Annotated in this window: 21 protein-coding genes and 1 tRNA gene; 19 read left to right on the forward strand and 3 right to left on the reverse strand. The window is 66.1% G+C overall.

Annotated elements, in window-relative coordinates; translation table 11 throughout:
* The first annotated feature begins 56 nt into the window (after positions 1-56).
* The 5 genes from mreC (at position 57) to LG334_RS03405 (ending at position 4,931) form a co-directional block, all read left to right on the forward strand.
* Positions 57-914 carry a rod shape-determining protein MreC gene (gene mreC / locus LG334_RS03385; RefSeq protein WP_404383284.1) on the forward strand — a complete coding sequence of 286 codons (858 nt, stop codon included), beginning with the start codon at positions 57-59 and terminating at the stop codon, positions 912-914.
* Between the two features lie 86 nt (positions 915-1,000).
* Positions 1,001-1,516: a rod shape-determining protein MreD gene (gene mreD, locus LG334_RS03390; RefSeq protein WP_404383286.1), complete on the forward strand. Its 516-nt coding sequence runs from the start codon at positions 1,001-1,003 to the stop codon at positions 1,514-1,516.
* 1 nt (position 1,517) lies between these two features.
* Entirely contained in the window at positions 1,518-3,539 is a 2,022-nt protein-coding gene (mrdA, locus tag LG334_RS03395) for a penicillin-binding protein 2 (RefSeq protein WP_404383288.1), read from the forward strand.
* Positions 3,540-3,542: 3 nt separating this feature from the next.
* On the forward strand, positions 3,543-4,700 hold the full coding sequence (gene rodA / locus LG334_RS03400) for a rod shape-determining protein RodA (RefSeq protein WP_404383290.1): 1,158 nt from the start codon (positions 3,543-3,545) through the stop codon (positions 4,698-4,700).
* A 155-nt stretch (positions 4,701-4,855) separates the two neighbouring features.
* Positions 4,856-4,931, forward strand: a tRNA-Lys gene (locus LG334_RS03405).
* A 238-nt stretch (positions 4,932-5,169) separates the two neighbouring features.
* Here LG334_RS03405 and LG334_RS03410 read toward each other — a convergent pair.
* On the reverse strand, positions 5,170-5,739 hold the full coding sequence (locus tag LG334_RS03410) for a helix-turn-helix transcriptional regulator (RefSeq protein ID WP_404383292.1): 570 nt from the start codon (positions 5,737-5,739) through the stop codon (positions 5,170-5,172).
* A gap of 273 nt (positions 5,740-6,012) precedes the next feature.
* Here LG334_RS03410 and LG334_RS03415 point away from each other — a divergent pair, with 273 nt between their 5' ends.
* From LG334_RS03415 to LG334_RS03465, 11 genes are all read left to right on the forward strand, one after another.
* A complete protein-coding gene (locus LG334_RS03415; RefSeq protein ID WP_404383294.1) occupies positions 6,013-6,522 on the forward strand; it encodes a molybdopterin-dependent oxidoreductase in 510 nt (169 codons plus the stop codon).
* A gap of 9 nt (positions 6,523-6,531) precedes the next feature.
* A complete protein-coding gene (locus LG334_RS03420) occupies positions 6,532-8,787 on the forward strand; it encodes an ATP-binding protein (protein ID WP_404383296.1) in 2,256 nt (751 codons plus the stop codon).
* Between the two features lie 24 nt (positions 8,788-8,811).
* Positions 8,812-9,762 (forward strand): diguanylate cyclase domain-containing protein, encoded by a 951-nt coding sequence (locus LG334_RS03425; RefSeq protein WP_404383298.1) that lies wholly within the window; start codon positions 8,812-8,814, stop codon positions 9,760-9,762.
* Between the two features lie 98 nt (positions 9,763-9,860).
* Entirely contained in the window at positions 9,861-13,130 is a 3,270-nt protein-coding gene (locus LG334_RS03430; RefSeq protein ID WP_404383300.1) for a PAS domain S-box protein, read from the forward strand.
* Between the two features lie 292 nt (positions 13,131-13,422).
* The gene (locus tag LG334_RS03435) at positions 13,423-13,869 is read left to right on the forward strand and encodes a hypothetical protein (RefSeq protein ID WP_404383302.1); all 447 of its coding nucleotides are present in this window, start codon (positions 13,423-13,425) and stop codon (positions 13,867-13,869) included.
* Positions 13,862-15,067, forward strand: coding sequence for an EAL domain-containing protein (locus LG334_RS03440; RefSeq protein WP_404383304.1), 1,206 nt, complete (start codon positions 13,862-13,864; stop codon positions 15,065-15,067). Before LG334_RS03435 ends, LG334_RS03440 begins: the two co-directional genes overlap by 8 nt.
* A complete protein-coding gene (locus LG334_RS03445; RefSeq protein ID WP_404383306.1) occupies positions 15,064-15,981 on the forward strand; it encodes a response regulator transcription factor in 918 nt (305 codons plus the stop codon). Before LG334_RS03440 ends, LG334_RS03445 begins: the two co-directional genes overlap by 4 nt.
* Positions 15,978-16,694, forward strand: coding sequence for a GAF domain-containing protein (locus tag LG334_RS03450; protein WP_404383308.1), 717 nt, complete (start codon positions 15,978-15,980; stop codon positions 16,692-16,694). Before LG334_RS03445 ends, LG334_RS03450 begins: the two co-directional genes overlap by 4 nt.
* Positions 16,695-16,721: 27 nt before the next feature.
* Positions 16,722-17,264: a hypothetical protein gene (locus tag LG334_RS03455; protein WP_404383310.1), complete on the forward strand. Its 543-nt coding sequence runs from the start codon at positions 16,722-16,724 to the stop codon at positions 17,262-17,264.
* A 68-nt stretch (positions 17,265-17,332) separates the two neighbouring features.
* Positions 17,333-17,725, forward strand: a complete 393-nt coding sequence (locus LG334_RS03460; protein WP_404383312.1) for a response regulator — start codon at positions 17,333-17,335, stop codon at positions 17,723-17,725.
* Positions 17,722-20,295, forward strand: a complete 2,574-nt coding sequence (locus LG334_RS03465) for an ATP-binding protein (RefSeq protein WP_404383314.1) — start codon at positions 17,722-17,724, stop codon at positions 20,293-20,295. The genes LG334_RS03460 and LG334_RS03465 overlap by 4 nt, the downstream gene beginning before the upstream one ends.
* Before the next feature lie 213 nt (positions 20,296-20,508).
* Here LG334_RS03465 and LG334_RS03470 read toward each other — a convergent pair whose 3' ends face one another.
* Positions 20,509-20,967, reverse strand: a complete 459-nt coding sequence (locus LG334_RS03470; protein ID WP_404383316.1) for a two-component system response regulator — start codon at positions 20,965-20,967, stop codon at positions 20,509-20,511.
* A 139-nt stretch (positions 20,968-21,106) separates the two neighbouring features.
* Positions 21,107-23,509, reverse strand: a complete 2,403-nt coding sequence (locus LG334_RS03475; protein WP_404383318.1) for an ATP-binding protein — start codon at positions 23,507-23,509, stop codon at positions 21,107-21,109.
* Between LG334_RS03475 and LG334_RS03480 the strand changes: the two genes are divergently transcribed.
* From LG334_RS03480 to LG334_RS03490, 3 genes are all read left to right on the forward strand, one after another.
* Positions 23,486-23,722: a hypothetical protein gene (locus tag LG334_RS03480; RefSeq protein WP_404383320.1), complete on the forward strand. Its 237-nt coding sequence runs from the start codon at positions 23,486-23,488 to the stop codon at positions 23,720-23,722. The two genes, LG334_RS03475 and LG334_RS03480, sit on opposite strands and share 24 nt — an antisense overlap.
* A gap of 418 nt (positions 23,723-24,140) precedes the next feature.
* The gene (locus LG334_RS03485; protein WP_404383322.1) at positions 24,141-24,761 is read left to right on the forward strand and encodes a LuxR C-terminal-related transcriptional regulator; all 621 of its coding nucleotides are present in this window, start codon (positions 24,141-24,143) and stop codon (positions 24,759-24,761) included.
* A gap of 173 nt (positions 24,762-24,934) precedes the next feature.
* A complete protein-coding gene (locus LG334_RS03490) occupies positions 24,935-25,273 on the forward strand; it encodes a hypothetical protein (protein WP_404383324.1) in 339 nt (112 codons plus the stop codon).
* Positions 25,274-25,344: the final 71 nt, after the last annotated feature.

Genomic DNA, 25,344 nt, shown 5'->3' on the forward strand with positions numbered 1-25,344 from the left:
GGCGCGCGTCCTTGAACAGGGCCCGCGCGCCGGCCAAGCAGTAGGGGACCGTCCTCGTGAAGCAGTCGATCATGGCCATGAACCGGCTGGGCGCGCTGAAAGGCGTGATGCAGCGGTTCGCGGTGGTGGCGCTGGTGGGTGCCGCCTTCGCGCTGATGCTGCTGGGCAAGGCCGACACCGTGGCGGTGGAGCGTCTGCGCACCACCGTCGCCGATGGCGTGGCGCCTGTGCTGGACGTAATCTCGCGCCCCGCCGGAAGCGTGGCAGACGGCGTGGAATACGTGCGGGGCCTGATGCACCTGTACGAGGAGAACGCCCGGCTGACGGCCGAGAACGCCCGCCTGCTGCGCTGGCAGATGGTCGCCCGCCAGTTGGAGGCGGAGAACGATGCCCTGAAGGCGCTCTTGAACTATGCCCCGGCGCCGCAGGCTTCATACATCACGGGGCGCGTCGTCGCCGACACGGGCGGTGCGTTCGCCCACAGCCTGCTCATGCTGGCCGGCCGCTCCGACGGGCTGCGCAAGGGACAGGCGGTGATGACCGGCGAAGGTCTGGTGGGCCGCGTCGCCGAGGTGGGGGCGCGGGCGTCGCGCGTGCTGCTGCTGACCGACATCAACTCGCGCGTTCCGGTGATGGTGGGCGAAGGCCGCCAGCGGGCCATCCTGGCCGGCGAGAACACCGACCGGCCGCGGCTTATCTACCTGCCGGCCAATGCCGGCGTGGCGCCGGGCGACCTGGTGACCACCTCGGGCGTGGCGGGGGCTTTCCCCACGGGCCTGCCGGTGGGCGTGGTGGCCTCGGTGGAGGATGGCGTGGTGCGGGTCGCGCCCTATGTTCAGCGCGACCGGCTGGAGATGGTGCGGGCGTTGGACTATGGTCTCGACGGCATCCTGACAGGCGCGGCGCTGGACTAGCGCGCGACGGCGGTCGAGGGGCGGCATCCGCCCTTACTCGGCCCGGATCCTTGGATATGTGACTGGTTTCGAAAAGCAGATCGGCGATGCGTCCCACCCTGTGGCAGCGGATGGATGTGATGGCGCGGCACATGGTGCCGTTCGCCCTTGTCCTCATGCTCGTTCTCATCGCCGCGACGCCGACGCACGTGCCCGGCATGGTGCGCGTCGGCCCCATGCTGTCGCTGATCGGCGTGTACTACTGGTCGGTCTATCGGCCGGACCTGTTCCGCTACGGGTCGGCCTTCGCGCTGGGGCTGTTCGAGGACATCCTGACCGGCGCACCGCTGGGCTCGGGCGCGCTGATGCTGGTCATCGCCTCGGCCATCGTCGTCGGCCAATACAAGTTTTTCAACGGCAAGCCGTTCATCGTCACCTGGTGGGCCTTCGCCATCGTCGCCCTGGCGGCGGCGGGGGCGCGCTGGCTGGCGGTGTCCGTGCTCTACGGCGACATCGTCGACCTTCAGACCATCGGCGTGGAGTACCTGCTGACGGTCGCGCTGTACCCGGTGGTGGGCTGGCTGATGGCCCGCGCCCAGATGCTTCTCATCAAGGACGCCTGAGATGCTGCGTTCCTCCAACGGCCGCCAGGGCGATCGCGCCAAGCTGTTCTCCCGCCGCGCCATTGCGCTTGGAGCGGGCAAGGCGACGCTCGTGGCGGCGCTGGCCGGGCGCATGTACTATCTGCAGGTCGTCGAGTCCGACCGCTACAAGACCCTGGCCGAGGAAAACCGCATCAACATCCGCCTGCTGCCGCCGCCGCGCGGCCGGCTGGTGGACCGGTTCGGCGTGCCGCTGGCCATCAACAAGCAGAACTTCCGCGTTCTCATCGTGCGCGAACAGACCGACAGCGTCGACACGACGCTGGACGCGCTGGGCCGCATCATTGACCTGGCCGACCGCGACCGCCAGCGCGTGGTCCGCGAGCTGGAGCGCAAGCGCGGGTTCGTGCCGGTGACGGTGCGCGAGAACCTGTCGTGGGACGAGATGGCCCGCATTCAGGTCAACGCGCCCGATCTGCCCGGCGTCATCATCGACGAGGGTCTCGCCCGCGCCTATCCGTGGGGCGAGGATTTCGCCCACGTGCTGGGGTACGTCGCCGCCGTGTCCGAGGACGACCTGACCGGCGACCCGCTGCTGGAGCTTCCGGGCTTCCGCATCGGCAAGGCGGGCATCGAGAAGGAATTCGACCTGGCCCTGCGCGGCACCGGCGGCACCAGCCAGGTGGAGGTCAACGCCGTCGGCCGCGTCATCCGCGAACTGCGGCGGGAGGAGGGCGAGCCCGGCGCCGAACTGCCGGTAACGCTGGATGCCCGCCTGCAGCGCTACACCACCGAGGTTCTGGGCGACGAAAGCGCCTCCGTCGTGCTGATGGACGTGCACACCGGCGAGGTACTCGCCATGGTGTCCAACCCCGCCTACGACCCCAACGCCTTCAACCGCGGGCTCAGCCATGCGGAGTGGCAGGCGCTGGTGGGCAACGACCACGCGCCGCTGACCAATAAGCCCGTCGGCGGCCAGTACGCGCCGGGCTCCACCTACAAGATGGTGGTGGCCCTGGCGGCGCTGGAGGCGGGCGTCGTCAAGCCGGAAAATACCGTCTACTGTCCCGGCCACATGACGCTGGGCAACCAGCGCTTCCACTGCTGGAAGCGCTGGGGCCATGGCAATGTCGACCTGGTGGAGGCGCTGGCGCAATCCTGTGACGTGTACTTCTACGAGATCGCCAAGCGGGTCGGCATCGACCGTATCGCCGAGATGTCGCACCGGTTCGGCCTGGGGCGCCCGGTGGATGTCGGGCTGCCGCACGAGCGGTCGGGCCTGGTCCCCACCGTGGCCTGGAAGCGCGCCACCCTGGATCAGCCCTGGCACAAGGGCGAGACGCTGGTGGCCGGCATCGGCCAGGGCTATGTGCTGACGACGCCGCTGCAACTGGCGACCATGACGGCGCGCCTGGCCAGCGGGCTGGCGGTCAAGCCCGTGCTCACGCGCCATGTCATGACCAAGGACGGCACCATCGCGCCACGGCCGGCGCCCGAGTTGGAGCCGCTGGGCATCGCGCGCCAGTACATGGACATCGTGCGCAAGGGGATGCACGAAGTGGTCAATGGCGCCCGCGGCACGGCCCGCGGCTCGGCCCTGGAGACCGGGGGCGTGGAGATGGCCGGCAAGACCGGCACGGCCCAGGTGCGGCGGATCACCATGAGCGAGCGGCAGACGGGCGTCCTGAAGAACGAGGAACTGCCCTGGAAGTACCGCGATCACGCCCTGTTCGTGGCCTATGCCCCCGCCGACAACCCGCGCTATGCGTGCGCGGTGGTGGTGGAGCACGGCGGCGGCGGGTCCACGGTCGCGGCGCCCATCGCCAAGAAGGTGATGGAGGAGTGCGTGCGCCTGGACCCGTCGCGCCGCCATCCCTCGCCCGAGGAAATGCTGACCCTGCCGCCGGAAAACCGCCCGGCGCCCGAGACGGCGGCGGTGGATGACCCGCAGGACGGCGAGGCGGCGGTGACCGTCGACGACGACGGGCGCACCATTCCCCTGCCGGCCCGGCCCCCGGCCGCCAGAAACCCGCGGGAGACCTGAGGCATGTCGGAATTCCTCTCTCCGCGCCTGCGCCGCGGCGACATGACCTTCGGCGAAAAGCTCTGGCAGGTGAGTTGGAGCCTGGTGTTCTTCATTTCGCTGATCGCCGGTGTCGGGTTCCTCATGCTCTATTCGGCGGCCAACGGGTCGTGGGACCCATGGGCCAGCCGGCAGATGGTGCGCTACGGCGTGGGCCTGGGCGTCATGCTGGTCATCGCCATGGTTGACGTGCGGCAGCTCATGCGGTGGGCCTATCCCGTCTACGGGCTGGTGTTCGTCCTGCTGGTGGGGGTGGAGGTGCGCGGCTCCATCGGCATGGGGGCGCAGCGCTGGATCGACCTGGGCTTCTTCCAACTCCAGCCGTCCGAGTTGATGAAGGTCGCCCTGGTGCTGGCGCTGGCGCGCTATTTCCATGGCGCGTCACTGGAGGACGTGGGGCGGCCGTTCTATCTGGTTCCCCCCATGCTCATGGTGTTCGCTCCGGGGGCGCTGGTGCTCAAGCAGCCGGACCTGGGGACGGCCCTGATGCTGATCGCGGGATCGGGGGTGATCTTCTTCATGGCCGGGGTGCGGCTGTGGAAGTTCGGCGTGGTGCTGGGCCTGGCCGTGGCCGCGGTGCCCATTGCCTGGGGCTTTCTGCGCGACTACCAGAAGGCCCGCGTGCTGACCTTCCTGAACCCGGAGAACGACCCGCTGGGCACCGGCTACCATATCCTGCAGAGCAAGATCGCACTGGGCTCGGGCGGCGTGTTCGGCAAGGGCTTCCTTCAGGGCACCCAGAGCCACCTGAACTTCCTGCCCGAGCGCCAGACGGACTTCATCTTCACCATGATGGCGGAAGAGTTCGGCATGGCGGGCGGTCTGGTGCTGCTGGCGCTCTACGTTGTCGTGGTCATCTACGGCTTTGCCATCGCCATTCGCAGCCGCCATCAGTTCGGCCGTCTGGTGGCGATCGGCATCACGACGACGTTCTTCCTCTACATCTTCATCAACATTGCGATGGTGATGGGGCTGATCCCGGTCGTTGGCGTGCCGCTGCCGCTGATCTCCTACGGCGGGACCGCCATGCTGACGCTGATGATCGGCTTCGGCTGCCTGATGAGCGTGCACGTCCACCGCGACGTCCAGATGGGTCGCCGGGGCGGCTACGAGGAGCCCTGAGCGCGCCGGTCCGCGGGTATGTGCGGAACGTTGAAAAAAGTGCAAAAAAGGTGTTGCAGGGGGTCGGAGGCTTTTGTATAAAGCGCCCCTCACCGCGACGGACCACCCGCCGCAAGGCCGGAAAGACGGGACGGTGAGACCACCGCAGACACTGCGGGCGCATAGCTCAGTTGGTAGAGCAGCTGACTCTTAATCAGCGGGTCCAAGGTTCGAGTCCTTGTGCGCCCACCAATTCAAACCCCCGGAAACGCTTGCGTTTCCGGGGGTTTTCGTATTCCGGATCCGTTCCGTTCCGAACCAGGGCGCGGTCTCAAACCGCAGCCAAATCCGTGAAGCGGCGATGAGCAGACGGCCAGTAGTTTCTGGCCGTCTATTCGTCGCGAGTGGCGACGTTCCGGAAGTCCTCGGCCTGCGGCAGGATGAACGTGATCTGCGAACAGGGCCTTGGCCCATGCATACGCCCGACCTTTTATATCTCCAAGCCCATTCGAACCACCGTAAAACCTTGGGCCGCGGCATCTTCTTCCGGCCTCAAAGGGCGTCCCTGAGCCAGGATGTACGGGGCGCCGTAGCTGAGGCTCATCATCGTCCATGACCAGGCCACGCGCGCTTCGCAGCCCCTGATCGGGAGCATCGGCCCGACGAACTCGAGCGAAATCGGAACGCCAGAGAGCATGCCCGCATCCTCGGCCTCCTTTAGGGCCCGCTCAAAGACCCCCGACAGCCTTCGTCCCGTCAGATTTTCCCGGCCGATCCCGGTTGCGACGGCGAGATGCTGGGAGACCTCGAGGATCTCCAGCGTCGGATCAAAAAGTTTCGCAAGCCCCGGGTGAGCCCTTACCGTCCGCAGAACATGCCAATCGCGGACCGCAGGTGTTCCGGCGACGAGACGCGCCATTTTGGCCCGCATCTCCGGCGACGGAGCGACGTGCCCCTTCTCCCAGCGGCATACCGTGGACTGCGTCGTTTGCAGTCTCTTTGCGAACTCCGCCTGAGACAGCCCGAGTGTCCGCCTGAGAGCCAAGAGATTGGTGCTCATAACCGCCCCCTCCCGCCAGAGTTCGGCGCTTGTTGCTTCCCCTACTATCGCAATCTGGAAGCGTCCCGAGACGAGTGCAACGCATTTTGCTGCATATCCATGCATGGAAACCTCCACGCCAGCACCTGATGCCAATGGGCCGCCATGTCTGCGGAGGCGCGGCTGCAGTTACAAAGCTGGCCCGAGCATTGCACGGCTATCGTTGCGCGAGCCGGCCTGAGCCGTAGACGGCTCGCCTGCGACATGGCACCAGCAGCTTCAGCGAGGCCCTTCATGCTGACCCGGAATTTCTTGGCGATCACTTTCGTCGCGATCTGCTTCGCGTCCTTTCCGGCGGAGGCCGCCGACATGGAAAAACCGGCGGGCCCCGTGGTGCTGACCATCACGGGAGAGATTTCGCAGACCAACAGCTCCGGCGGCGCCGAATTCGACATCGCCATGCTGGAGGGCCTGCCGGGCCGCACGGCCGAGGTCGACACGCCGTGGTCCGAGGGACGTGAACGCTACACAGGGCCTTTCCTGCGCGGCCTTCTGGATGTTGTCGGGGCAAAGGGCGGCACCCTGCGGGTCAGGGCCCTCAACGACTACGTGGCTGAAATTCCGCTTGAGGATGTGATGAAGCACGAGGTCATCCTTGCCACCCGGCGGGACGGCAGCCTGATGTCGCCGCGGGAGCGGGGGCCGCTGTTCGTGATCTATCCGTTCGACCTCGAACCCGACCTCTACAACGAACTGATCTTCAGCCGGTCGGTCTGGCAGGTGTCGTCCATCCACGTCGAATAGGACCGGATCATGGGCGCCGCCTCGATCACCGAACGCCGCACCACGCTGGTCGTGCTGATCGCCGGCAGCGTTCTGCTGCTCGCCGCCGTCGTGACCATCTTCATCATTCTTGTTCAACGACAGGGCCAGGTGGAACAGAGCGTGCGCGAGGATGCCCTCTGGGCGGTCTACCAGGTGGACCGCGAGATGACCCGCCTGCGGCTCGCCTTCATGGCGGCGCAGCGGGAAGGCCTTGATCCGAGAGAGGACGACGCGTCCCGGCTGCGCTTCGACATCATGGTCAGCCGCGTCTCATACATGCAGTCGGGTCAGTTCTCGCAGAGCTTCGGGGACTGCGACCGCTGCGTGGCCCTTCTGCGGGAAATCGAGGCGGGAATATCGCCGCTCATCGCGTGGTTCGACCAGGACCCCGGAACCGCGGGCACCGCGATTGCCGATCTATCCAGCGCGGTGGATCACCTTGCAACGCTCAACGAAATGGCGGCGGAGCTTCTCGCGCTGTCCAACGGAGTCCGGGCCAAGGCCCTGGTCGAGACTCGAGAAGAGACCGTTGATCTTTACTGGAGCCTTGCCGCCGCGGTCGTCGTACTGGCGGCGGCGGTGACGAGCATCATCTGGCTCCTTTTGATGCAGATCCGCGAGAAGGCCCTGGCGCACGCAAGCCTGCGCGCCCTGAGCGAGGAATTGAAGGTGACGGCCGAGACGGCGGAAGCGGCGAACGCCGCGAAATCGCGCTTTCTTGCCGTCGTCAGCCATGAGCTGCGGACACCGCTCACCGGCATCATCGGCCTGGCCGACCTGCTCGACACCGCAGACCTTCCACCGGAAGCCGCCCGTCAGGTCCGCATGTTGCGGCATTCCGGGCGGACGCTGCTCTCGGTCGTCAATGACGTGCTGGACTATTCCCGCGTCGAAGCCGACGAGATGCGGATCGAGAGCAGTACCTTTTCCATCCGCGACGTCGCCGGAACCATCGCCGAAATCGCGGACGAGACCGCCGCGGTGCGCGGCATCCGGGTCTCGCTTGCCATCGATGCCGACGTCCCCGACTGTCTGATCGGAGATGGCGACCGGATCCGGCAGGTTCTCCTCAACCTCGTCAACAATGCCATCAAGTTCACCGATACCGGAACGGTGACGGTGACTGTGGCCTGGACGGGGGATTGCGCCGGGCGGCGCCTGTTCTGCAGCGTCGAGGATGAAGGGCCCGGCATTCCCGCCGCCCTGGCGGAACGGCTGTTCCAGCCGTTCGTTCAGGGCGACGACACCGCACGCCGGCGCCACGGAGGAACCGGGCTCGGCCTCGCGATCTGCCATCGCCTTGTCCGGGCCATGGACGGGGAGATCGGCTTCGACCGCACCCGCCGCGTCGGCGCGCGCTTTTGGTTCTCGCTGCCATCCAGGCCGGCCCCCGAATGCGTGGAGGAAGGTCGCGGCGACAACCGGGCAGAGGCCTCGGCTGCATCCATTCGAGGAAGCGTGACGGCCGATGCGCCGGCGTTGCGGGTTCTGTTGGCCGAGGACAACGACACGACGCGGATGCTGCTCGACACCGTCCTGCGCCGATGGGGGCATGATGTGACGACGGCCTCGAACGGGGCGGACGCCGTCGACCTCGTGCAACAGGACTGCTTCGACGTTGTCCTGATGGACATCCAGATGCCCGTGATGGACGGCCCGGACGCCTGCCGGCGTATCCGCATGCTGCCGGACGAGAAGGGGCGCCTGCCCATCATCATTCTGTCGGCCGACGCCCTGACGGGAGAAAAGGAGGCGGCCGCGGCAGGAGCGGACACCTTCCTCACCAAGCCGGTGGACTGGACGCGCTTGCGTGAAACCCTTTCGTCGGCGGTCGGCGCGCCGAGCCGCAACCGAAGCACCGTCTCCCCCGCTCATCCGGCCGTTCCGGTGTTCGACGCTGCGCCACTGGACGCATTTGCGGCGCATCTCGACCCTCTCGACCTGGCGTCGCTGATCGACGACCTCGAACGCAAGCTGGGCACGCTTCAGGCGGACTTGCAGGACGCCGCGCGACGCGGACAGGACGAAGACGTCCGCCGCGTCGGCCACAGCCTCAAGGGCATGTGCCGGCAGTTCGGCCTCGAGAAACTCGCGGCGCTCGGCGCCGAAATCCAGGCGGCGGAGAATTCTACCGCGCTGGCAACCGACCTGTCCGAGACGCTGCATGATCTGGCCGCGCAGTCGGTCGTCGCTCTGCGGGCATGGTCATCAGGGGAAAACCGCAGCCTTCGCCACGCAACGTGACGAGGCTCCAGTGGGGAAAAGCTCATGAACACGCAGCGCGTTCTGATCATTGACGACATGCTGCCCAGTGCCCGGATGGTCTTCATGGCCCTTCAGTCGCTTGAGGGCGTCGAGCCCGTCGTCTTCGAGGACCCGAGGGCCGCACTGACCTGGTGCGAAACCAACGCCCCTGATCTGATCATCACGGACCACATCATGCCCAGCATGTCGGGTGTGGAGTTCGTCGCCGCCTTTCGGCATCTGCGGGGCGACGACTTCGTCCCAACGATCATGCTGACGGCTGACACGACCGAGGACCTGCTGGTCGAGGCGCTGGAGGCCGGGTCGACCGACTTCCTGCGCAAGCCCGTCTTTCCTGCGGAATTGCTGGCGCGAACCAAGGTCATGCTGGGCCTGCGCCACAAGCACCTGCGGCTTATGGAAGCACAGTCGGAACTTCAACGCATCGCGATGACCGACTCCCTGACGGGCATCGCCAACCGCCGCGCTTTCGTCGACCGCCTGTTCTCCGAGATCACCCGTTCCGAACGGTCGGGCGTCCCGTTCTCCGTGGTGACCGTCGACATCGATCATTTCAAAAGCATCAACGACCGGTATGGCCACGGAGGCGGCGACCAGGTCCTGTGCCGGATGGCCGATGCGGTCGGCCGGATCGTGCGGGAGGTGGACATCTTCGGGCGTCTGGGCGGCGAGGAGTTCGCCCTTCTTCTGACCGGTGCGCGAATGGGCCAGGCCCAAGCGGTCGCCGAGCGGATCCGAAGCATCTGCTGCAACCTGAGAGTTCCGGTCGAACACGACGAGATCACGTTCACGATCAGCGCCGGTGTCGCCGTATGGCAGGGTCATGGTCCGCACGCCCTCATGAAGGAAGCGGACGACGCGCTTTACGAGGCCAAGCGTACGGGAAGAAACAGGGTTGTCCCCGCCGCGACGGCGGTGCCGACGGACGAGCAGCAGGGCATCTCCGGCTGCTGAGGCGGAGCGCGCCGTCATCACCGATAAAGAATCGACGCAGGTCGCCCGTCGCGACTGCAGACGCTTGCGGTAGACCTGCCGCAGTGGGGGAACAGGCCATGGATAATAATACCGAAATAAATGCCGGTTCGGCATTCCGTAGTGAAGACGACCGCCTTGAGCGGCTGCGCGCCTACGACATCCTCGACACGCCGCCAGAGGAGAACTTCGACCGCCTGACTCTTTTGGCATCGCACCTGCTGAACATGCCGGTGGCGGCGGTGTCCCTGATCGACGCCCACCGGCAGTGGTTCAAGTCCTCCGTCGGCCTCGGCATGCGGGAGACGCCGCGGGATCAGGCGTTTTGCGCCCATTCCATGCTGGGGGATACGATCATGGAGATCCCCGACGCAACGCAGGATCCGCGCTTCGTCAACACCCCCCTGGTGACGGGCGATCCCGGCATACGGTTCTACGCCGGCGCACCCCTCAAGACACCGGACGGCGTATCGCTTGGCAGCCTGTGCGTTGTCGACACCCGGCCCCGGCGCCTCACGCCCGCCCAGCGGATGATCCTGACCGATCTGGCGGCCCTCGTCGGCGATGCCCTGGAAGCGCGCCTTGCGTTGAAGAAGGCGAGCGAGCGAGAGCGGGACCTGCGTCTTGCGCATGCGGCGCGCCACTTGGGCGAGGAGCGCCACAGGGCGGTGATCGACAGCGCGAACGACGCCATCGTCACGATCGACTCCAAGGGCATCGTCCGCAGCGCCAACCCCGCCTGTGAGCGCATCTTCGGCTGGAGTCCGCACGAACTCATCGGTGCCGATGTCCGCCGCCTGATGCCGACGGATGTGGCAGCCGACCACGACAGGCACATCGCCCATTACGAGGAAACCGGAACCGCCGGAATCATCGGCATCGGCCGCGAGGTCATGGGCCTGCGCCGCGACGGCACGCGATTTCCGCTCGATATCTCCATCAGCGAAGCCATGACGCCCGAAGGCGGCCGCCTTTACACGGGGATCATGCGCGACATTTCGGACCGGCGCCGCACCGAGGACCTCCTCGAGGACCGGACGCGCACGCTGAAGCTGGCCGAGAGGGTCGCCGGGCTCGGTCATTGGCGGATGGACATCGCGACGGGAACGTTCGACTGGTCGGACGGCCTGTACCGCATATACGGGCTGTCGCGGGACGAGACCCCGCCCACGCTGGACACCCTCTTCATCCATGGTCATCCGGGAGACCGGAAACTTCTTGAAGACGTGCTGCCCCGCGCGGAGACGGCGACCGAACCGTTTTGCGTCCAGCGCAGGATCGTGCGCCAGGATGGCGAAGAGCGCGCGCTCGCCACCACCGTATGCCCGGAGCGGGATGAACACGGGCGTCTCGTCGCCCTGTTCGGCGTGACGCAGGATGTGACGGGCCAGGTTCGCACCGAGCGCGAGCTACGGGAGAAACAGGAGTTGCTCGACAAGGCGACCCGGTTCGCCAACGTCGGGACCTGGGAGATCGACCTGCAGAGCCGGGAACTGACCTTTTCAGATCAGGCGGCCGCCCTTTTCGGCGACGACCGGGGGGCAACCCGTGTGCCCGCGTCTCATTTCTTTTCCTATCTCCATCCAGACGACCGGCCGCGCGTAAGGCAAGCTGTTGGATACTGCCTGGAGGGGGCAGAGTACGATATCGAATACCGGATCTTCAGGAGGGATGGCACGCTCCGGTGGATGCACGCATGCGGAAGCGTCGAAAGCGACGCCTCGGACGGCCCGGCGCATCTGGTGGGCATCATCACGGACATCACGCGGCGCAAGGAGGCTGAACTGGCCCTGGCCGAGAGCCGCCGGCAACTGGAAGTCGCCATCGAGAACATCACGGACGGTTTCCTTCTGCTTGATGAAGAGGACCGCGTCGTTCTTTCGAACGGCCGCGCCCGCGACCTCATGCCGGGAAGCGGCGGGGACGGAAATCGCGGCATCACGTTCGCCGAAGTCGTTCGCCGCGGCGTGGCGAGCGGCTTCTATCCCGATGCCGAGGGATGCGAGGAGGACTTCATCGCCGACCGGCTCGCGCGGCACCGTCAGCCTGACGAGACTGGTGAAATCCGCGTTCGAAACCGCGACGGCGCGGTTCGCTGGATCCGCATCGGCGAGCGAGCCCTGCCCTGCGGGGGGCGCGTCGGCATCCGCACGGACATTACGGAACTGAAGGAAGCGCGCGAGGAAGCGGATCGGGCGAACAGCGCCAAGTCCGAATTCCTGTCGGCCATGAGCCACGAGTTGCGCACACCACTCAACGCCATTCTCGGCTTCGCACAGGTGCTGGAAGGATCGCGCCGGGACCCCCTGAACGACCGCCAGAAATCGCATGTCCAGCAGATCTTGAAGGGCGGCCGGCACCTTCTGGAACTGATCAACGAGGTCCTGGACCTTGCGCGGATTGAAGCGGGCAAGATGAACCTCTCCATTGAGACGGTGCGCGTTGCCGACGTGCTCGAGCACTGCGTGCCGGTCGCCGAAACCCTCGCCGCCCGTCGCGGCATCACCGTCACCGTCGAGGCGGAGGAGGCCCCAGCCGTCGTCAGGGCCGACCTGACCCGGCTCAATCAGGTTATCCTCAACCTCTTGTCCAACGGCGTGAAATACAACCGGGAGAACGGGACCCTCACCCTGTCCGTCTCTGCCACCCAGGAGGGCACGGCGCGCTTTGCCGTCACGGATACGGGACCGGGAATCCCGCCGGAGAACATGGAGCGCCTCTTCCGCCCCTTCGACCGGCTGGGCGCTGAGGCGACCGAAATTGAAGGCACCGGAATCGGCCTCAGCCTGACCCGCGAACTGGTGGAGCGCATGGACGGCAGCATCGCGGTGCGAAGCACCGTCGGGGTCGGCTCGACCTTTTCGGTGGACATTCCCATGCCCGAGGAAGCGGTCCTCGACGGGGCCAGGCGGGCCGGAAAGACCCGCGCCTGGTCGGCCGGGCCGACGAGCCTGCGGGTGCTCTATGTGGAGGACAACCCCGCGAACATGGCCCTCATGCAGGAAGTCATGGCGGAATACGACGGCGTGGAGCTTCTGACGGCCCACAATGCCGAACTGGGGCTGGAGATCGCCCGCAGTGAAAACGTCCAACTGATCATCCTCGACATCAACCTTCCGGGCATGGACGGCTACAGGGCCTTGGACGCCATCCGGGCCGAGCCGGCGCTGGCGTTCGTCGCCACCATGGCACTCAGCGCCGACGCCACGGCCGGGGCGATGCGGCGGGGTCTTGAGGCCGGATTCGATGCCTACCTCACCAAACCGGTGGTCATTTCTTCTCTGATGGAGGCGATCGACATGGCCTTGGGCAGGGCAGAGTCCAGCCCTTACACCCGCCGAAAGTCGTGAGGCGCCCCGGCGGACATATGATTTTCCTAATATGCATAGTTACCCGTTGATACCCTAAGGCAAGTGTTATACTCCGAAAGGGTGCGAAAGGTATAGTTGAGGCCGGTAGAGCAGGCCTACCCGGGCAGGTCAAGGGGACCGCCCAGACTCACACCAATAGAACGATGGTGCCGCCTTGTCGGCCCGTCGCATCGGACCCAGCGGGGGCGTTGAGCCGGCGGCCCGGATGCCTTCCTGCGACCTCAGGACGCATCCAGGACTGGCTTCCCGTTCGGATGGGAAGGGGAGAGCCATGTCCGCTCCGCAAATAGTCATCATCGATCCTTACCTCGAGCTTGCAGAGTATCTTGCGGACGAGGCGCGAGATCTTGGCTTCTCCACCGTGATCGAGCGCACAGAAGACGCGACCGCACTTCGCCGCGCGGCCGAAAGTGCAGACGCAGTCATCGTGGACACCGTCCATTTCGGGGCGCAGTGGCTCGACCTGGCACCCAATCCTGAGACCCTGGGGACAGGGCCCGTCGCGATCTTAACGGGAGCGTGTGACGTGCCCGCGTTGGAACTGGACGCAGGGTTCTGCCGCGTCCTCGGCGTCCGGGTGAGCGGCATTCTTCCCAAGCCCCTGGACCAGGCGGAGGTGACATTGGCGCTGCGGGCGACGCTGTGGGCGGCGCGTGCCCGCGCCGCCGCCAGGCCGTCGATTCAATGGCCGGATGCCGACGGAGGGCGCGATGACTGACCAGCCCCTTCTGGTGATCATCGACGACGAGCCGGACATGATCGACGTTATGGCCGAAATCGGCGACCGGCTCGGGTATGACGTGCTCTCCCACCTGAACGCCCGGGACTTCTGGGACGCGCCGCCGCGGGATGGCACCGTCGTCATCCTCGACCTCAGCATGCCCGACATGGACGGCATCGACTTCATTCGCGAGTTGTCCAAGTCCGGGCCCGAAGTGCGCCTGGTTCTCAGCAGCGGCCACGGCGAGCGGATGCTCGACGCCGCCAGGCGGATCGCCACGGAACGGGGCCTCACCGTCATCGGAACCTTGCCGAAGCCCTTCGGCTTCGAGGACCTGAAGCGCATTCTGCAGGCGACCCGGCCGGCCGCCCGCCCCTGCGGCAACGGATGCCGATGGGCCCCCGAACTGAAGGACCTCCGTCGTGCCCTCGCCGAAGGCGAGATCGTCCCGTACTTCCAGCCACAGGTGAACCTCCGGACCCTGCGCCTGACTGGAGCCGAAGCCCTGGTACGGTGGCCGCATCCGGACCATGGGATGGTTACGCCGGACAGGCTGGTACCGCTCGTCCTGGAGGCGGGCCTGGAATCGGATCTGATCCTGGCCCTGATCCGACAGAGCCTGGAAACGGTGGACGTTCTGTCGCGGCACGGCATCGGATGCCGGATGTCCGTCAATGCCTCCGCACCGGCTCTGCGCAGCTTCGCGCTTGCCGACGAAATCCTGTCTCTCTTGCGGGACCGGCACGATCCTTCGGTTCTGACCCTCGAGGTTACCGAGACGGGCGCCGTCGGACATCTTGCGGAAGCGCTCGACGTGTTGTCCCGACTGCGGCTCCGGGGCGTCCACCTCGCCATCGACGACTTCGGCACCGGTTACTCGTCTCTTCAGCAATTGGCGGCCCTGCCGTTCAACGAATTGAAGATCGACCGCTCCTTCATTGCAGGTGTGGACGAAAGCGGCAGCCGCCGCCGGATGCTCGACGGGATGGCCGACCTCGGGCGGCGCCTCGACATGACCGTGGTCGCCGAAGGCGTGGAGCGCGACGAGGAATGGCTGGCGGTGCGCGAGGCCGGCTGCGACATGGTGCAGGGCTACCTTATCGCCCGTCCGATGCCCGCGGCGGATTTCGTCGACTGGTGTCGGACCTGGAACCGCACCCGCACGCTCCACCCTCGTTCGGGAGCCACGGCATGACGACCATTCTCTGCATCGAAGACGAGCCCGACATGCGCGAACTGATCGTCACGCGGCTGGAAAGCGCGGGCTACCACACCCTCGAAGCCGGAACCGCGGCGGAAGGCCTTCGTCTCATAAACCGGTCACGGCCCGACCTGACGCTCTGCGATATCCGCCTGCCGGACATGGACGGCTATGGGCTGTTGATGGAACTGCGATTCCACCATCCCAAGGCGGCCCTGATGCCGTTCATTTTCCTTACAGGCATGGACGCCCGCGAGGACCGCCTCAAAGGATTGGCGCTGGGAGCCGGGGACTACATCACCAAACCGGTCGACTTCGAGCTGCTTCTGGCCGTGATCCACACCCACCTCAATATGGTCGAGCGCATCCGCGAACGGCACGAGCGGGAACTCGTGCGTCTGTACCGCGCCCTCGGTGAAAAGGCCGATGCCCCGAAGGGCGCGAAACCCGCGCCGGGGACCGCTGGCATTCCGATCCCCCGCGAAGAACTGCCGGCCGCGGCGGGCCCCCTGGTCGTCGGCGCATGTTCCGATTCGGTGTCCGTGCGGCGGTTGAGGGGCGTCGTGGAGCGCGCGGGACTGTCGTTTCTCGGGTCGACGAGCGGGGCGCATATCCTGCGGGTGGCCGAGAAGCGTCAACCTGTCGTGGCCTTCCTGTCCTATCAGACCGACGACATGATCGGCGCGATACTGGCCCGCGAACTGCGTTCGCGCAGCCCCGGAACCGGCTGCATCCAGATCGCGCCGCCGGAACTGGGGCGCCTGCCCGATCCGTCCCGGATGCCCGACATCGACGACGCCATCTTCTTCCCGTGCCCCGACCGCGACCTGATGAACGCGCTGACGCCGTGGATCGAGGCAGCCAAGGCGCTGGCGGCAACCGCCCGACCGATGGGAGGACGGCCATGAACGCACGCCTGGAACAGGAACGCCTAGCCGCACTGCGGGCCTTCAGGGCGCTGGACAGCGCGCCCGAGCCCATCTTCGACAACCTGACGGAGCTGGCGGCATGGTCCTGCGAGGCCCCGACCGCCCTGGTGTCGCTGGTCGACGAATGGCGGCAGTGGTTCAAGGCGCGGGTGGGCCTCGATGCAAGCGAGACGCCGCGGGAGGTCGCCTTCTGCGATCACGCCGTCCGTCAGGACGACGTGATGGTGGTCGAGGACGCCGCCTTGGACGATCGGTTCCGCGGCAATCCGCTCGTCACGGGCGTGCCGCACATCCGCTTCTATGCCGGTGCCCTGCTTCGGACCCGCGACGGACACATGCTCGGAACCTTGTGCGTGATCGACTACAGGCCCCGCACCCTGACGGCAGCTCAGCGAGCGGCGCTCGTCATGCTGGCCCGCCAGGTGATGACGCTGCTCGAATTCCGCAAGGTTTCGCTGGAAATGGCCGACGTGCTGGACGAACTCGCCGAACTGCGGCGTCTCGTACCGGTGTGCGCCTGGTGCCGGAACATCCGCGACGACGAGGGCTTCTGGCATCGCGTCGACCGATACATCGAACACCATACGATGCACGAGGTGACGCATGGCATCTGCCCCTCGTGTGCCGCAGCCGTCAAGAACGGCGGCGAAAAGGAGCCGCACACCGCGGATTGCACTCAGAGCAAACAATGAACCATGTGCATGAGGAGGCTGGGACGGATGAGGAAACTGTCAAGCGTGCCGATCGCGGCGAAACTGCCGGCGATCGTCACCGCCCTGGCGGCCGTGGTGGTCGTCGTGACTGCCACCATCGCCTATGTGCAATCCTCGACGAGCCTGTGCGCCGCGTTGGAGGAGAAACTCGTCACTCTGCGCGAAACCCGCGCGGCGGCTATCGCCGCCTACGTCAAGAACATCCGCGAAGACCTGCAACTGATTGCCTCGAACGCCACGACGGTCGGCGCCGTCGAGCAGTTCCTCACCGGCCATGCCATGATGAGCGACGCAGCGGCCACACTCCCGAAACTGTACAACGGCAGAGAAACGACCTCGGCCCTGCGTGACGGCGTCGCCGCCTCCTCCGGCTTGGCCCCGGCAGGAACACGGGAAGTCTCCAGCAACATCGTCGGCGTCAACCGGGCCGCGGGGGAAACCCGCCGCGCCGCCGGGGAGGTTCTGGATGCCTCGGGCGAACTCTCCCGCCAGGGCGAAACACTGCGGACGGAAGTCGACGCCTTCATCGCCCGCATCCGGGCTGCGTAAGAGAGCCCTGCGGCGGTCGCAGCCCGGCCGTCGCAGACCCTTTGTTCGAATCTTGTGGGATGAACGCCATGAACAGCGTCACCAACCGGAAAGTGGTGATTGTCGAGGACGACCGGAACTGCTTGAAGCTCTACTCCGAGATCCTCCCGGAGTTCGGGTTCGACGTCATCTCGTCCGTCGACGGCCAAGACATCGAGAACGTCATTGCTCGGGAACGGCCGCTGGTCGCGATCTTCGATCTGGATCTTCCGGTCCGGAGCGGTCAAGAACTCGCCGCGGCCGTCCGGAGCCATCCCGCACAGCCGTCAGCACCGCTGTGGGTGGTTTCGGCAAGCATCGACCAGCGCCAGGCCGAGCGGCATGGCGTGGAAGGATTTGACCGGGCGTATGCCAAGCCCGTCAGCGTCCGGCGGCTGCTGTCGGATCTGGAGGCGCTCGCGTCGGAGGCCGGCCGCGCATGACGGAAGTTGGGCAGGAAAGGCCGGTGATCGGCTACGGCTCCCATGGCCTGTCCCTGCGGGGCGTCGTAACGCTCGTCCTGGCGGTGGCGGTCACCACGATCCTGACCGCCGGCGCCTTTCTCTGGTTCGAGCGGCAGCGAATTCTGGACGATGCCGCGCGACAGGCCGTGGAGAAGACCGACCTGCTGGCCAAGCATGCGGAGGCGGTCTACGCGAGCATCGACGGCATGTTCGATACCGTCGAGCGGTTTGTTCAACAGGGGCAGACGCTGCCGCTTCTGAACGATCTCGACGCGGTTTCTCCGCAAGTTCGAAATGAGGTGGTCCGGTTCTATGCCGGCGTGGTCGCCGACCACCCCGGGGTCACCGGCCTCTGGGTCCTTGACGAGAACGGCCGGGGCATCGCCTCATCGGAAGGGTCCGCCGTGATCGGGATGGACCTTTCCGATCGCCACTACTTTCAGAGAGTTCTCGACCTTCCGCCCGGCGAAATCTTCGTGGCGCACTCGGTGATTGCGCGGGCGGCGTCGATCCGCGGCAAGCGAATTTCCGTCGTCAGCCGGGTCATTCGTGATTCCGAAGGTAACGGCGTGGCCGTAATGGCCGTGCGGCTTTCCGATGACCTTCTCGGAAACATGAAGGGCGCCATTTCCTCGTTCAGCGACGCCGCCATCGGCATGTATCTCACCGACGGCTCATTCGTCGGCGGCATTCCGGATCCGCAATCCGACGTCTTTCACGTTGAACGCGCAATCGCCGATGTCGCATCGGGGCTGACAGCAGCGCAGCCGGTGACGCTTCGTCTCGAGGACGGTGTGGAGCGGGTCGGGGCCGTGGCACGGGTCCCAAGCCAGCCTCTGGTGGTGTTCTCCGGGGTGAGCAAGGATGCGATACTCGCAGCGAAGTTCCGGCCGCGGGTATTCGTCACCGTGTTCATCGTCGGGTTTCTGCTTGTCGCCCTCCTGCTCACGACGCGCTTCGCGGTCGAAAGCAGCCGTGATAATGTTATGGAGAGGCTGGCGCGTGTTGCAGCCAACACGGCCGCGAAGCAGCGGGAACAGCATACGCGGCGCATCCTGGATTCGCTCGCCGAAGCGGTGCTGACGGTTGATGCGCGGGGCATCGTGGTCAACGCGAACTCTGCCGCGGGGCGGGTATTCGACGCGACACGGAGCCGCCTCATCAATGCGGATCTGGGCCGCCTCGTCGCGCTTCCCGAAGGCCTTTCCCTCCCCGACCGCCTGAAGCAGGCCGCTGCGACCGGGACCGGCGTGCTGCACGTCATGAAGGTAGAAGGCTTTCGCAGACAGGGTGGCGGGTTCCCGGCCGATTTGGCGATCGCGGTTTTCGAAGATGGCGGCGCACCCGGTTTCAGCGTCATCGTGCGTGACCGCACCGATCACGATCGGGCTGAAAGGCTGCTGCGGCAGTCGGGAAAGATGGACGCCATCGGCCGCCTGGCCGGGGGAGTCGCCCACGACTTCAACAATCTCCTCGGAATCATCCTCGGCAACCTTGAGATCGCAGGCCTCGATGCGAGTGATCGGCAAAAACCGCGACTGGCCGCCTGCAACCGTGCGGCGTCCCGTGCGGCGGATCTTACGCGAAAACTCCTGACGTTCTCCCGCACGCAACCGCTAACGGCCGAAACCGTCGACCTGAACGCCCGGGTCCGAGAGATCGAGCCCCTCCTGCAGCAGCCTCTGCAAGGACATTGGGCGCTCGAGTTGCACCTGAGCAAGTCGCCGGCCCGCGTATCGGTCGACCCGGGCGAATTCGAGGATGCCATCCTCAACCTTGTTCTGAACGCGAGGGACGCCTCTCCCGATGGTGGGCCGATCATGGTGGAGTCTGCGGCGCTGACGGTCGGCACCGGCCTTGCGAACACGCTGGGAGTCGAGCCCGGACCCTACATGGTCGTGAGCGTCAGCGACCATGGCATCGGCCTGGCGCCCAAAGAACGCGATCGGATATTCGAACCGTTCTACACGACAAAGGAAAGCGGAACCGGGCTGGGCCTTGCCTCCGTCTACGGTTTCGTTCGTCGCTCCCTCGGCACGATCCGCGTTTACTCGGAAGCCGGGGTCGGGACGACGGTCAAGATCATCCTCCCCGAGGCCGCTGTTGAGGAGGGAGTGGACGGTGTTCTTGAAGGCGAGGACGATGCTCTGCCCCGCGGCCACGGGGAAACCGTTCTTGTCGTCGATGACGAGCCCGACCTGCGCGATGTGGCCGAACTCTGGTTGCAGGAACTGGGCTATCGCACCATCACGGCGGCCACCGCTGCGGAAGCCCTCGACATTCTGCGAGATCAAACCGGCAAAATCGATTTGCTGTTCACGGACATTGTCCTGCCCGGCGGCACGAACGGGGACCAGCTCGCGCGTCAAGCCCTCGAGATACATACCGGCCTGCGCGTGGTGATGGCGTCCGGGTTCACGTGGACGGCATGGAGCCGCGAGCGGCCCGCCGGCGATCAGCCGTTCCCCATGCTGCAAAAGCCCTACAGACGTCACGATCTTGCAACGATCATTGCATCGGGGCTGGCTATCGGGAAAGTCGTGGTCTGATCCGGGGAGCCCGTGCAACACAGGCCCGGGCACTGCACGGAGGCACTTACTCCGATCTGGCGGATTAGCGCCACAGGACTGTGACGTACGATTTCATGTGTCGTCCGGTATCAGCCGCCGCACAGAGCCGGCGTCGGAACGGGCCGGCACCATTCGCGGCCCGGCGGGGACAGCCGTGTCGTCGTCGGACATCACCGTCGAGGCGGCGGGGGCTCAACCTCGGCGGTTCACCCTGCTTCCCGCCTGTGGCCAAGACCGGTATAGGCGCACCATTTCCTGGTCGTGGCGCTCCCGGATGCGATCGACCATGTTCAGGTGGCTTTGGATGGCAGCCAGGAGCAATTCGAAGTCGACGGGCTTGGTGATGTAGTCGCCGGCACCGAGCGCCAGGCCCTTCAGCCGGTTTTGGTGGTCGTCCAGGCCGGTCAGGAAGAGGAACGGCATCAGCGCGGCTGTCGGATGATGGAATCGAAGTTCCATCAGCAGTGCGTAACCGTCCATGTCGGGCAGGCGGACGTCGCAGAGTGTCAGATCCGGCCGTGCCCGTCCGATCAGCCGCAGGCCCTCGGCCGCCGTTTCTGCCTCCAGCGCGTGATAGCCGGTGCTTTCCAGGCGCGCCACGATCAGGTCGCGCATGTCGGGCTCGTCCTCGATGCAGAGAATGGTGGTCATGCCGTCCTCCCTCCCGCTGCCCGCGCCCCCATCATCCGGCTGGCCGTCCCCGGCTGATGCGGCCCGTCGGCCTGCAAACCAAGGGCGCGGGCTTCGTCCGCCAAGTAGTCCGCCAACTCGGGCGACGGGTTCAGAACAGTCAGGAAGTGCGCGGACATGCGTCGTCTCCGTTATGCATCACGTCATGGACCGCCGCCTGAAGATCCCGGTGACCGTAGGGTTTGGGCAGCATGGGGAACGGCTGTGGCCCCGCGGGGCGCTGGGTGCTCCAGGCCGCCCAGGTGAACCCGGAGGTCAGGACGACCTTCAACTCGGGGCGCAGCGCCACGGCCAGGAGCGACAGTTCGTCGCCGTTCCGTCCACCGGGCAGCACGATGTCGGTGAACAGCAGGTCCACCCGTGTTCTCGGGTTTTCCAGGATCGCAAGCGCCTCCTCGGCCGAGGCGGCGTTCAGCGTCACGTAGCCGCGGCGAGTCAACCAGATGTCCGCCAGGTCCCGCAGGTCGACTTCGTCCTCGACGATCAGAATGACTTCCCCGTTCCCTGTCAGGTCATCCGCAGAGAGGTCCTCGGACGGTGCCGGAATCGCGCCGTCCGAGACCTGAGGCAGGAGGATGCGCATGGTCGTGCCGTATCCGGGTTCGGTATAGACGCGGATGGTGCCGCCGGACCGGCGCACGAAGCCGTACACGGCGGCCAGGCCGAGCCCCGTGCCGTTTGCCTTGGTGGTGAAGAACGGTTCGAAGATGCGGTCCTTGGCCTCGGGCGCCATGCCAATGCCGTTATCGCTGACGGTGATGACGACATAGGCTCCGCCGCACAGGTTCTGCGCGGTCGCGAAATCCGGATCGAGCCACCTGCGGCCAGTCTCGATGATGATCCGTCCGCCGTCGGGCATGGCGTCTCGGGCGTTGAGCACCAGGTTCAGCAGGGCGTCCTCCAGTTCGCCCGGATCGACCTTGACCGGCAGGGCGGTATCGCAAAGCTGCACGTCCAGGTTCCAATGGCCCGTGACCGCCTGCGTCAACAGCGCTTGCGACTCGGAAACCTCCCTGTTGACGTCCACCGTCACGGCCGCCAGGGGATGGGCGCGGGAGAACGTCAGCAGCTTCTTCGTCAACCCGGCGGCGCGCGTGGCGGCGCGGCGGGCCGCGCCCAGGCGGCGCGCCCTAGTCTCCCCGACATCGCCAGCCAATAGGTCCAGGTTCCCGAGGATGATGCCGAGCAGGTTGTTGAAGTCGTGCGCCACGCCGCCCGCCATCCGCCCGACGGCATCCATCTTGCCGGTGCGGCGGACGTATTCCTCGGCGCGCTCGCTGTCGGTGCGGTCGCGCACCGCCACCGTGCACAGGCTCTCGCCGTCCTGATCCCAGATGCCCACCGACAGGTCCGCCGAAAAGTCCGTACCGTCGGGCCGCACGCCGCGCGGCCTGTTGAGGGCCGTCAGCGCATGGGACACCGACGCGCCGACGCGCCGGATGCTCGCGAGGCGGTCGTCCAGGTTCGGACCGTCCGCCTCGCGGATGAGGTTGCTTACCGGGAGGCCGCGGAGGCCGTCCGAAGCGCGGCCGAACATCTCGCCGGCGCAGCGGTTCGAGCGCACCACCCTGCCCGCGGCGTCGAGCACGAGGACGCCGTCGGCAAGCGTGTCCATGATCATGTCCATCATGCCCTCGCGCTCTGCCAGGGCATGGTCGGCCGCGTGCCGCTTGGCGATCTCCATCACCCGACGCCTGTTGCCAAGCGCGGTGGCGCCGGCGGCCGTCACAAGCGCCAGCAGGAGAAACGCGGCGAGAGCGGCGGCCGCGAGGGCACGCGGCCGCCATTCCGCCGCCAGGAGGGCGGCGGTGGACTCTCCGACGAATACGAGAAGCGGAAACTCGGGCACGGGGGCCACTGCCCCGATACGCTCCACGTCGTCGCTCAGCCGCACGTCCACCGCGCGCGCCCCTGTTCCGGGTCCGGCCGCCACGGCGAGGGCCGTCTCCGTACCGATCCGGTTCATCGGCATGGACGGCACGCCCATGAGGAAAGTGCCGTCGCGCATGTACAGGCCGATCGCGCCATCGCGGCCCGGCGGAACCGCCTCGACCATGTTGAGATAAAGGTCGTTGGAGAGCACCGCGACGGCCACCCCCAAGACAGTTCCGCCGGCATCCGCGATGGGGCGGGTGACCAGTGATACCCGTTCGTGCTCGGTGGGGGCGGCCCGGGCGACCACCGTGCGGGCCATGCTGACGGCCCCTGGTTCCGCGGCCATGGCCTCCTGAAAGTAGGGCCGGTCCGACAGGCCGATGCCGATACCGTCCTCGATTTGTGACGCCGCCACCAACCGGCCGCGGCGATCAAGCACATAGACCGCTTCGGCTGCCGGATGCGCCGGAACGAGGTCCCGGAGTCTAAGGAGAACACGGATGCGGTCGTTCCCTGACAACGGGCCCGAGAGCAGGTCCGACTCGACGGCGATGGTCTCGACCTGACCGAGCAGGCCGCCGATGTTGCGGAGGGTCGTCAGCGTATGTTCGGCCAGCAGGTCGGCCACGCGCACGCTGTTCTCGGCCGTGTCTTCCAGAACTCTCTGGCGGTCGATGAGGATGATCGTCGCCGTCATCAGAACAGCCAGGACCGTCACCAGAGCCGTTACGCCGACAACGGTGCGCGTGGCGAAATCTGTGATGCCCGGCTGTTCGCTGAGTGGAGGAGGTTCAACGGCATGGTCCTCCAAAGCGCGCGGATCGCCCTGGTCCGGCAATAGCACGGGTGAGGTGGCCTGCTTCATGCCTGCTCCTTCGATCCGGCTGCATGGAGGAAAGGTTGGGTAGGCTGACGAGAAATAGCACCCTAAGTTAACCAACTTAGATGCATCTCACGAGAAAGCAATTACGTGGTATTACGTAACGCCTAGGTCGCTGGGCGCCTGTTCCTCGGCGCAGTCTCGGCCCATTCAGCAGGCTCGGAATGCATGCCCCTGGAGCCATGGCTCATGGGGGAATTCGCGCTCCTGGGAGTTCCAGGAGAGTTGGGCAGTGGCTGCGAAAAATTTTCAGCCGTGTCCGCCTTGTTGCGCGTTGATGTGAATATTAAGGCGATCAGAGAGTTTGTTTCAAAAGTAAAATACTTACCGAAATCTGAATTGTAACGTTATTCGTCTCATGCCGGCAGAGAGATGAAACATGCAAGCGCCTGTCTTGGTGTTCTCGAAGGACCCCGCGTTGAACGAGGCCGTGGAGTCGGCAGCGCTGGCACTTCAGCGCCCCACCGTTGTCGAACCGGAGAACCCAACCGCCGTCCTGAACGAAATGGAGATCATGTGCTTGCTGATCGACGCGGAAACGGATATCGGCCATGTCACCGAACTGATGCGCCGAAGCCGTCAGGCGCGGTTCGAGGCCGACATCATTCTGGCGGGCTGCGCAGACGATCTCAGCCAAATCCTGTCGTTCATGCGGCTCGGCGCGTCCGATTTTCTGCCAAAGCCTCTCGACATACGCGAATTGAAGGCCGCCCTCGACCGCGCGTCTTTCAGGCGTTCGGTCCTGGTGGAACCTGTGCAGCACGTCGTGCGGGAACTGACCAGGGGCCACGAACTGACCCCGCGCGAGAGTGACGTACTGGCCTGCCTGCTGTCGGGCCTCTCCACGAAAATGGCGGCAAAGAACCTGAGCATCAGCCCCCGCACGGTGGAGGTTCACAGGGGGCGCCTCGCGAAAAAATTGAATCTGCGCGGCGTAAACGAGCTTCTGCCTAGGCTGGTCAAGGAAGTGAGCCGGATCGTCGCGGCGTCGCGGCTTTGATCAGAGGGTCCAAGGTTTGCATCCCTGTGCGCCCACCCTGTTTCCCAAGGCCCTGGCGGCAATGCCGGGGCCTGGTGCTTTGCGGTTCCTGCCTGGGGAGAGCCCTCGCCACCCGCCGAACGGCGCGGCCGTCGCTCGCGTTACCGGGGCACCGCAACGAAGGAGGCCCCGCCATGGCCGACGAGCCGAACAACCGTGAGAACAACCCCGTCCAGACGGAGGAAAGCGCCCCGCACGAGGACCCAAACCGCAAGGCGCCCGGTCCCAACCGCCGCGATCCCGCCGGTCAGGGGGCGGGCGCGGCGCCCCAGGCACCGGAGAACCAGCCGGGCTCGGTGGAGGAATCCACTGCCGGCAAGGCGACCCGCCCCGGACCGTCGCCGTCGGAGGAAGGCTGGCCCGGCCGCGACACCGGCGCCGGCGAGGAGGGCTTCCGAAGCTCCACCGACAAGGACGCCCAGGAAAACCCCAAGCCGGGCCTCGGCGGCAGCCAGGGGACCCGAGAGGGGTGATCTGAATCCCTGGACGGGAGGGTGCGTTTTAGGGCAGTCTGCGCCGGCATTTTTCCGCCAGAGAAGCGAGA

Origin of the sequence: Caenispirillum salinarum (assembly GCF_044803115.1) — a bacterium.
Classification (GTDB): Bacteria; Pseudomonadota; Alphaproteobacteria; order Rhodospirillales; family Rhodospirillaceae; genus Caenispirillum; species Caenispirillum salinarum_A.

What these genes read in the sequence shown, in the direction of transcription:
- LG334_RS03415 (WP_404383294.1), top strand. Translation starts at nt 6,013, where the DNA reads ATGCTGACCCGGAATTTCTTGGCGATCACTTTCGTCGCGATCTGCTTC.
- LG334_RS03460 (WP_404383312.1), top strand. Translation starts at nt 17,333, where the DNA reads ATGAACAGCGTCACCAACCGGAAAGTGGTGATTGTCGAGGACGACCGG.
- rodA (WP_404383290.1), top strand. Translation starts at nt 3,543, where the DNA reads ATGTCGGAATTCCTCTCTCCGCGCCTGCGCCGCGGCGACATGACCTTC.
- LG334_RS03485 (WP_404383322.1), top strand. Translation starts at nt 24,141, where the DNA reads ATGCAAGCGCCTGTCTTGGTGTTCTCGAAGGACCCCGCGTTGAACGAG.
- LG334_RS03465 (WP_404383314.1), top strand. Translation starts at nt 17,722, where the DNA reads ATGACGGAAGTTGGGCAGGAAAGGCCGGTGATCGGCTACGGCTCCCAT.
- LG334_RS03440 (WP_404383304.1), top strand. Translation starts at nt 13,862, where the DNA reads ATGACTGACCAGCCCCTTCTGGTGATCATCGACGACGAGCCGGACATG.
- mrdA (WP_404383288.1), top strand. Translation starts at nt 1,518, where the DNA reads ATGCTGCGTTCCTCCAACGGCCGCCAGGGCGATCGCGCCAAGCTGTTC.
- LG334_RS03470 (WP_404383316.1), bottom strand. Translation starts at nt 20,967, where the DNA reads ATGACCACCATTCTCTGCATCGAGGACGAGCCCGACATGCGCGACCTG.
- LG334_RS03445 (WP_404383306.1), top strand. Translation starts at nt 15,064, where the DNA reads ATGACGACCATTCTCTGCATCGAAGACGAGCCCGACATGCGCGAACTG.
- LG334_RS03450 (WP_404383308.1), top strand. Translation starts at nt 15,978, where the DNA reads ATGAACGCACGCCTGGAACAGGAACGCCTAGCCGCACTGCGGGCCTTC.
- LG334_RS03420 (WP_404383296.1), top strand. Translation starts at nt 6,532, where the DNA reads ATGGGCGCCGCCTCGATCACCGAACGCCGCACCACGCTGGTCGTGCTG.
- LG334_RS03435 (WP_404383302.1), top strand. Translation starts at nt 13,423, where the DNA reads ATGTCCGCTCCGCAAATAGTCATCATCGATCCTTACCTCGAGCTTGCA.
- LG334_RS03455 (WP_404383310.1), top strand. Translation starts at nt 16,722, where the DNA reads ATGAGGAAACTGTCAAGCGTGCCGATCGCGGCGAAACTGCCGGCGATC.
- LG334_RS03430 (WP_404383300.1), top strand. Translation starts at nt 9,861, where the DNA reads ATGGATAATAATACCGAAATAAATGCCGGTTCGGCATTCCGTAGTGAA.
- LG334_RS03490 (WP_404383324.1), top strand. Translation starts at nt 24,935, where the DNA reads ATGGCCGACGAGCCGAACAACCGTGAGAACAACCCCGTCCAGACGGAG.
- mreD (WP_404383286.1), top strand. Translation starts at nt 1,001, where the DNA reads ATGCGTCCCACCCTGTGGCAGCGGATGGATGTGATGGCGCGGCACATG.
- LG334_RS03425 (WP_404383298.1), top strand. Translation starts at nt 8,812, where the DNA reads ATGAACACGCAGCGCGTTCTGATCATTGACGACATGCTGCCCAGTGCC.
- LG334_RS03480 (WP_404383320.1), top strand. Translation starts at nt 23,486, where the DNA reads ATGTTCGGCCAGCAGGTCGGCCACGCGCACGCTGTTCTCGGCCGTGTC.
- LG334_RS03410 (WP_404383292.1), bottom strand. Translation starts at nt 5,739, where the DNA reads ATGAGCACCAATCTCTTGGCTCTCAGGCGGACACTCGGGCTGTCTCAG.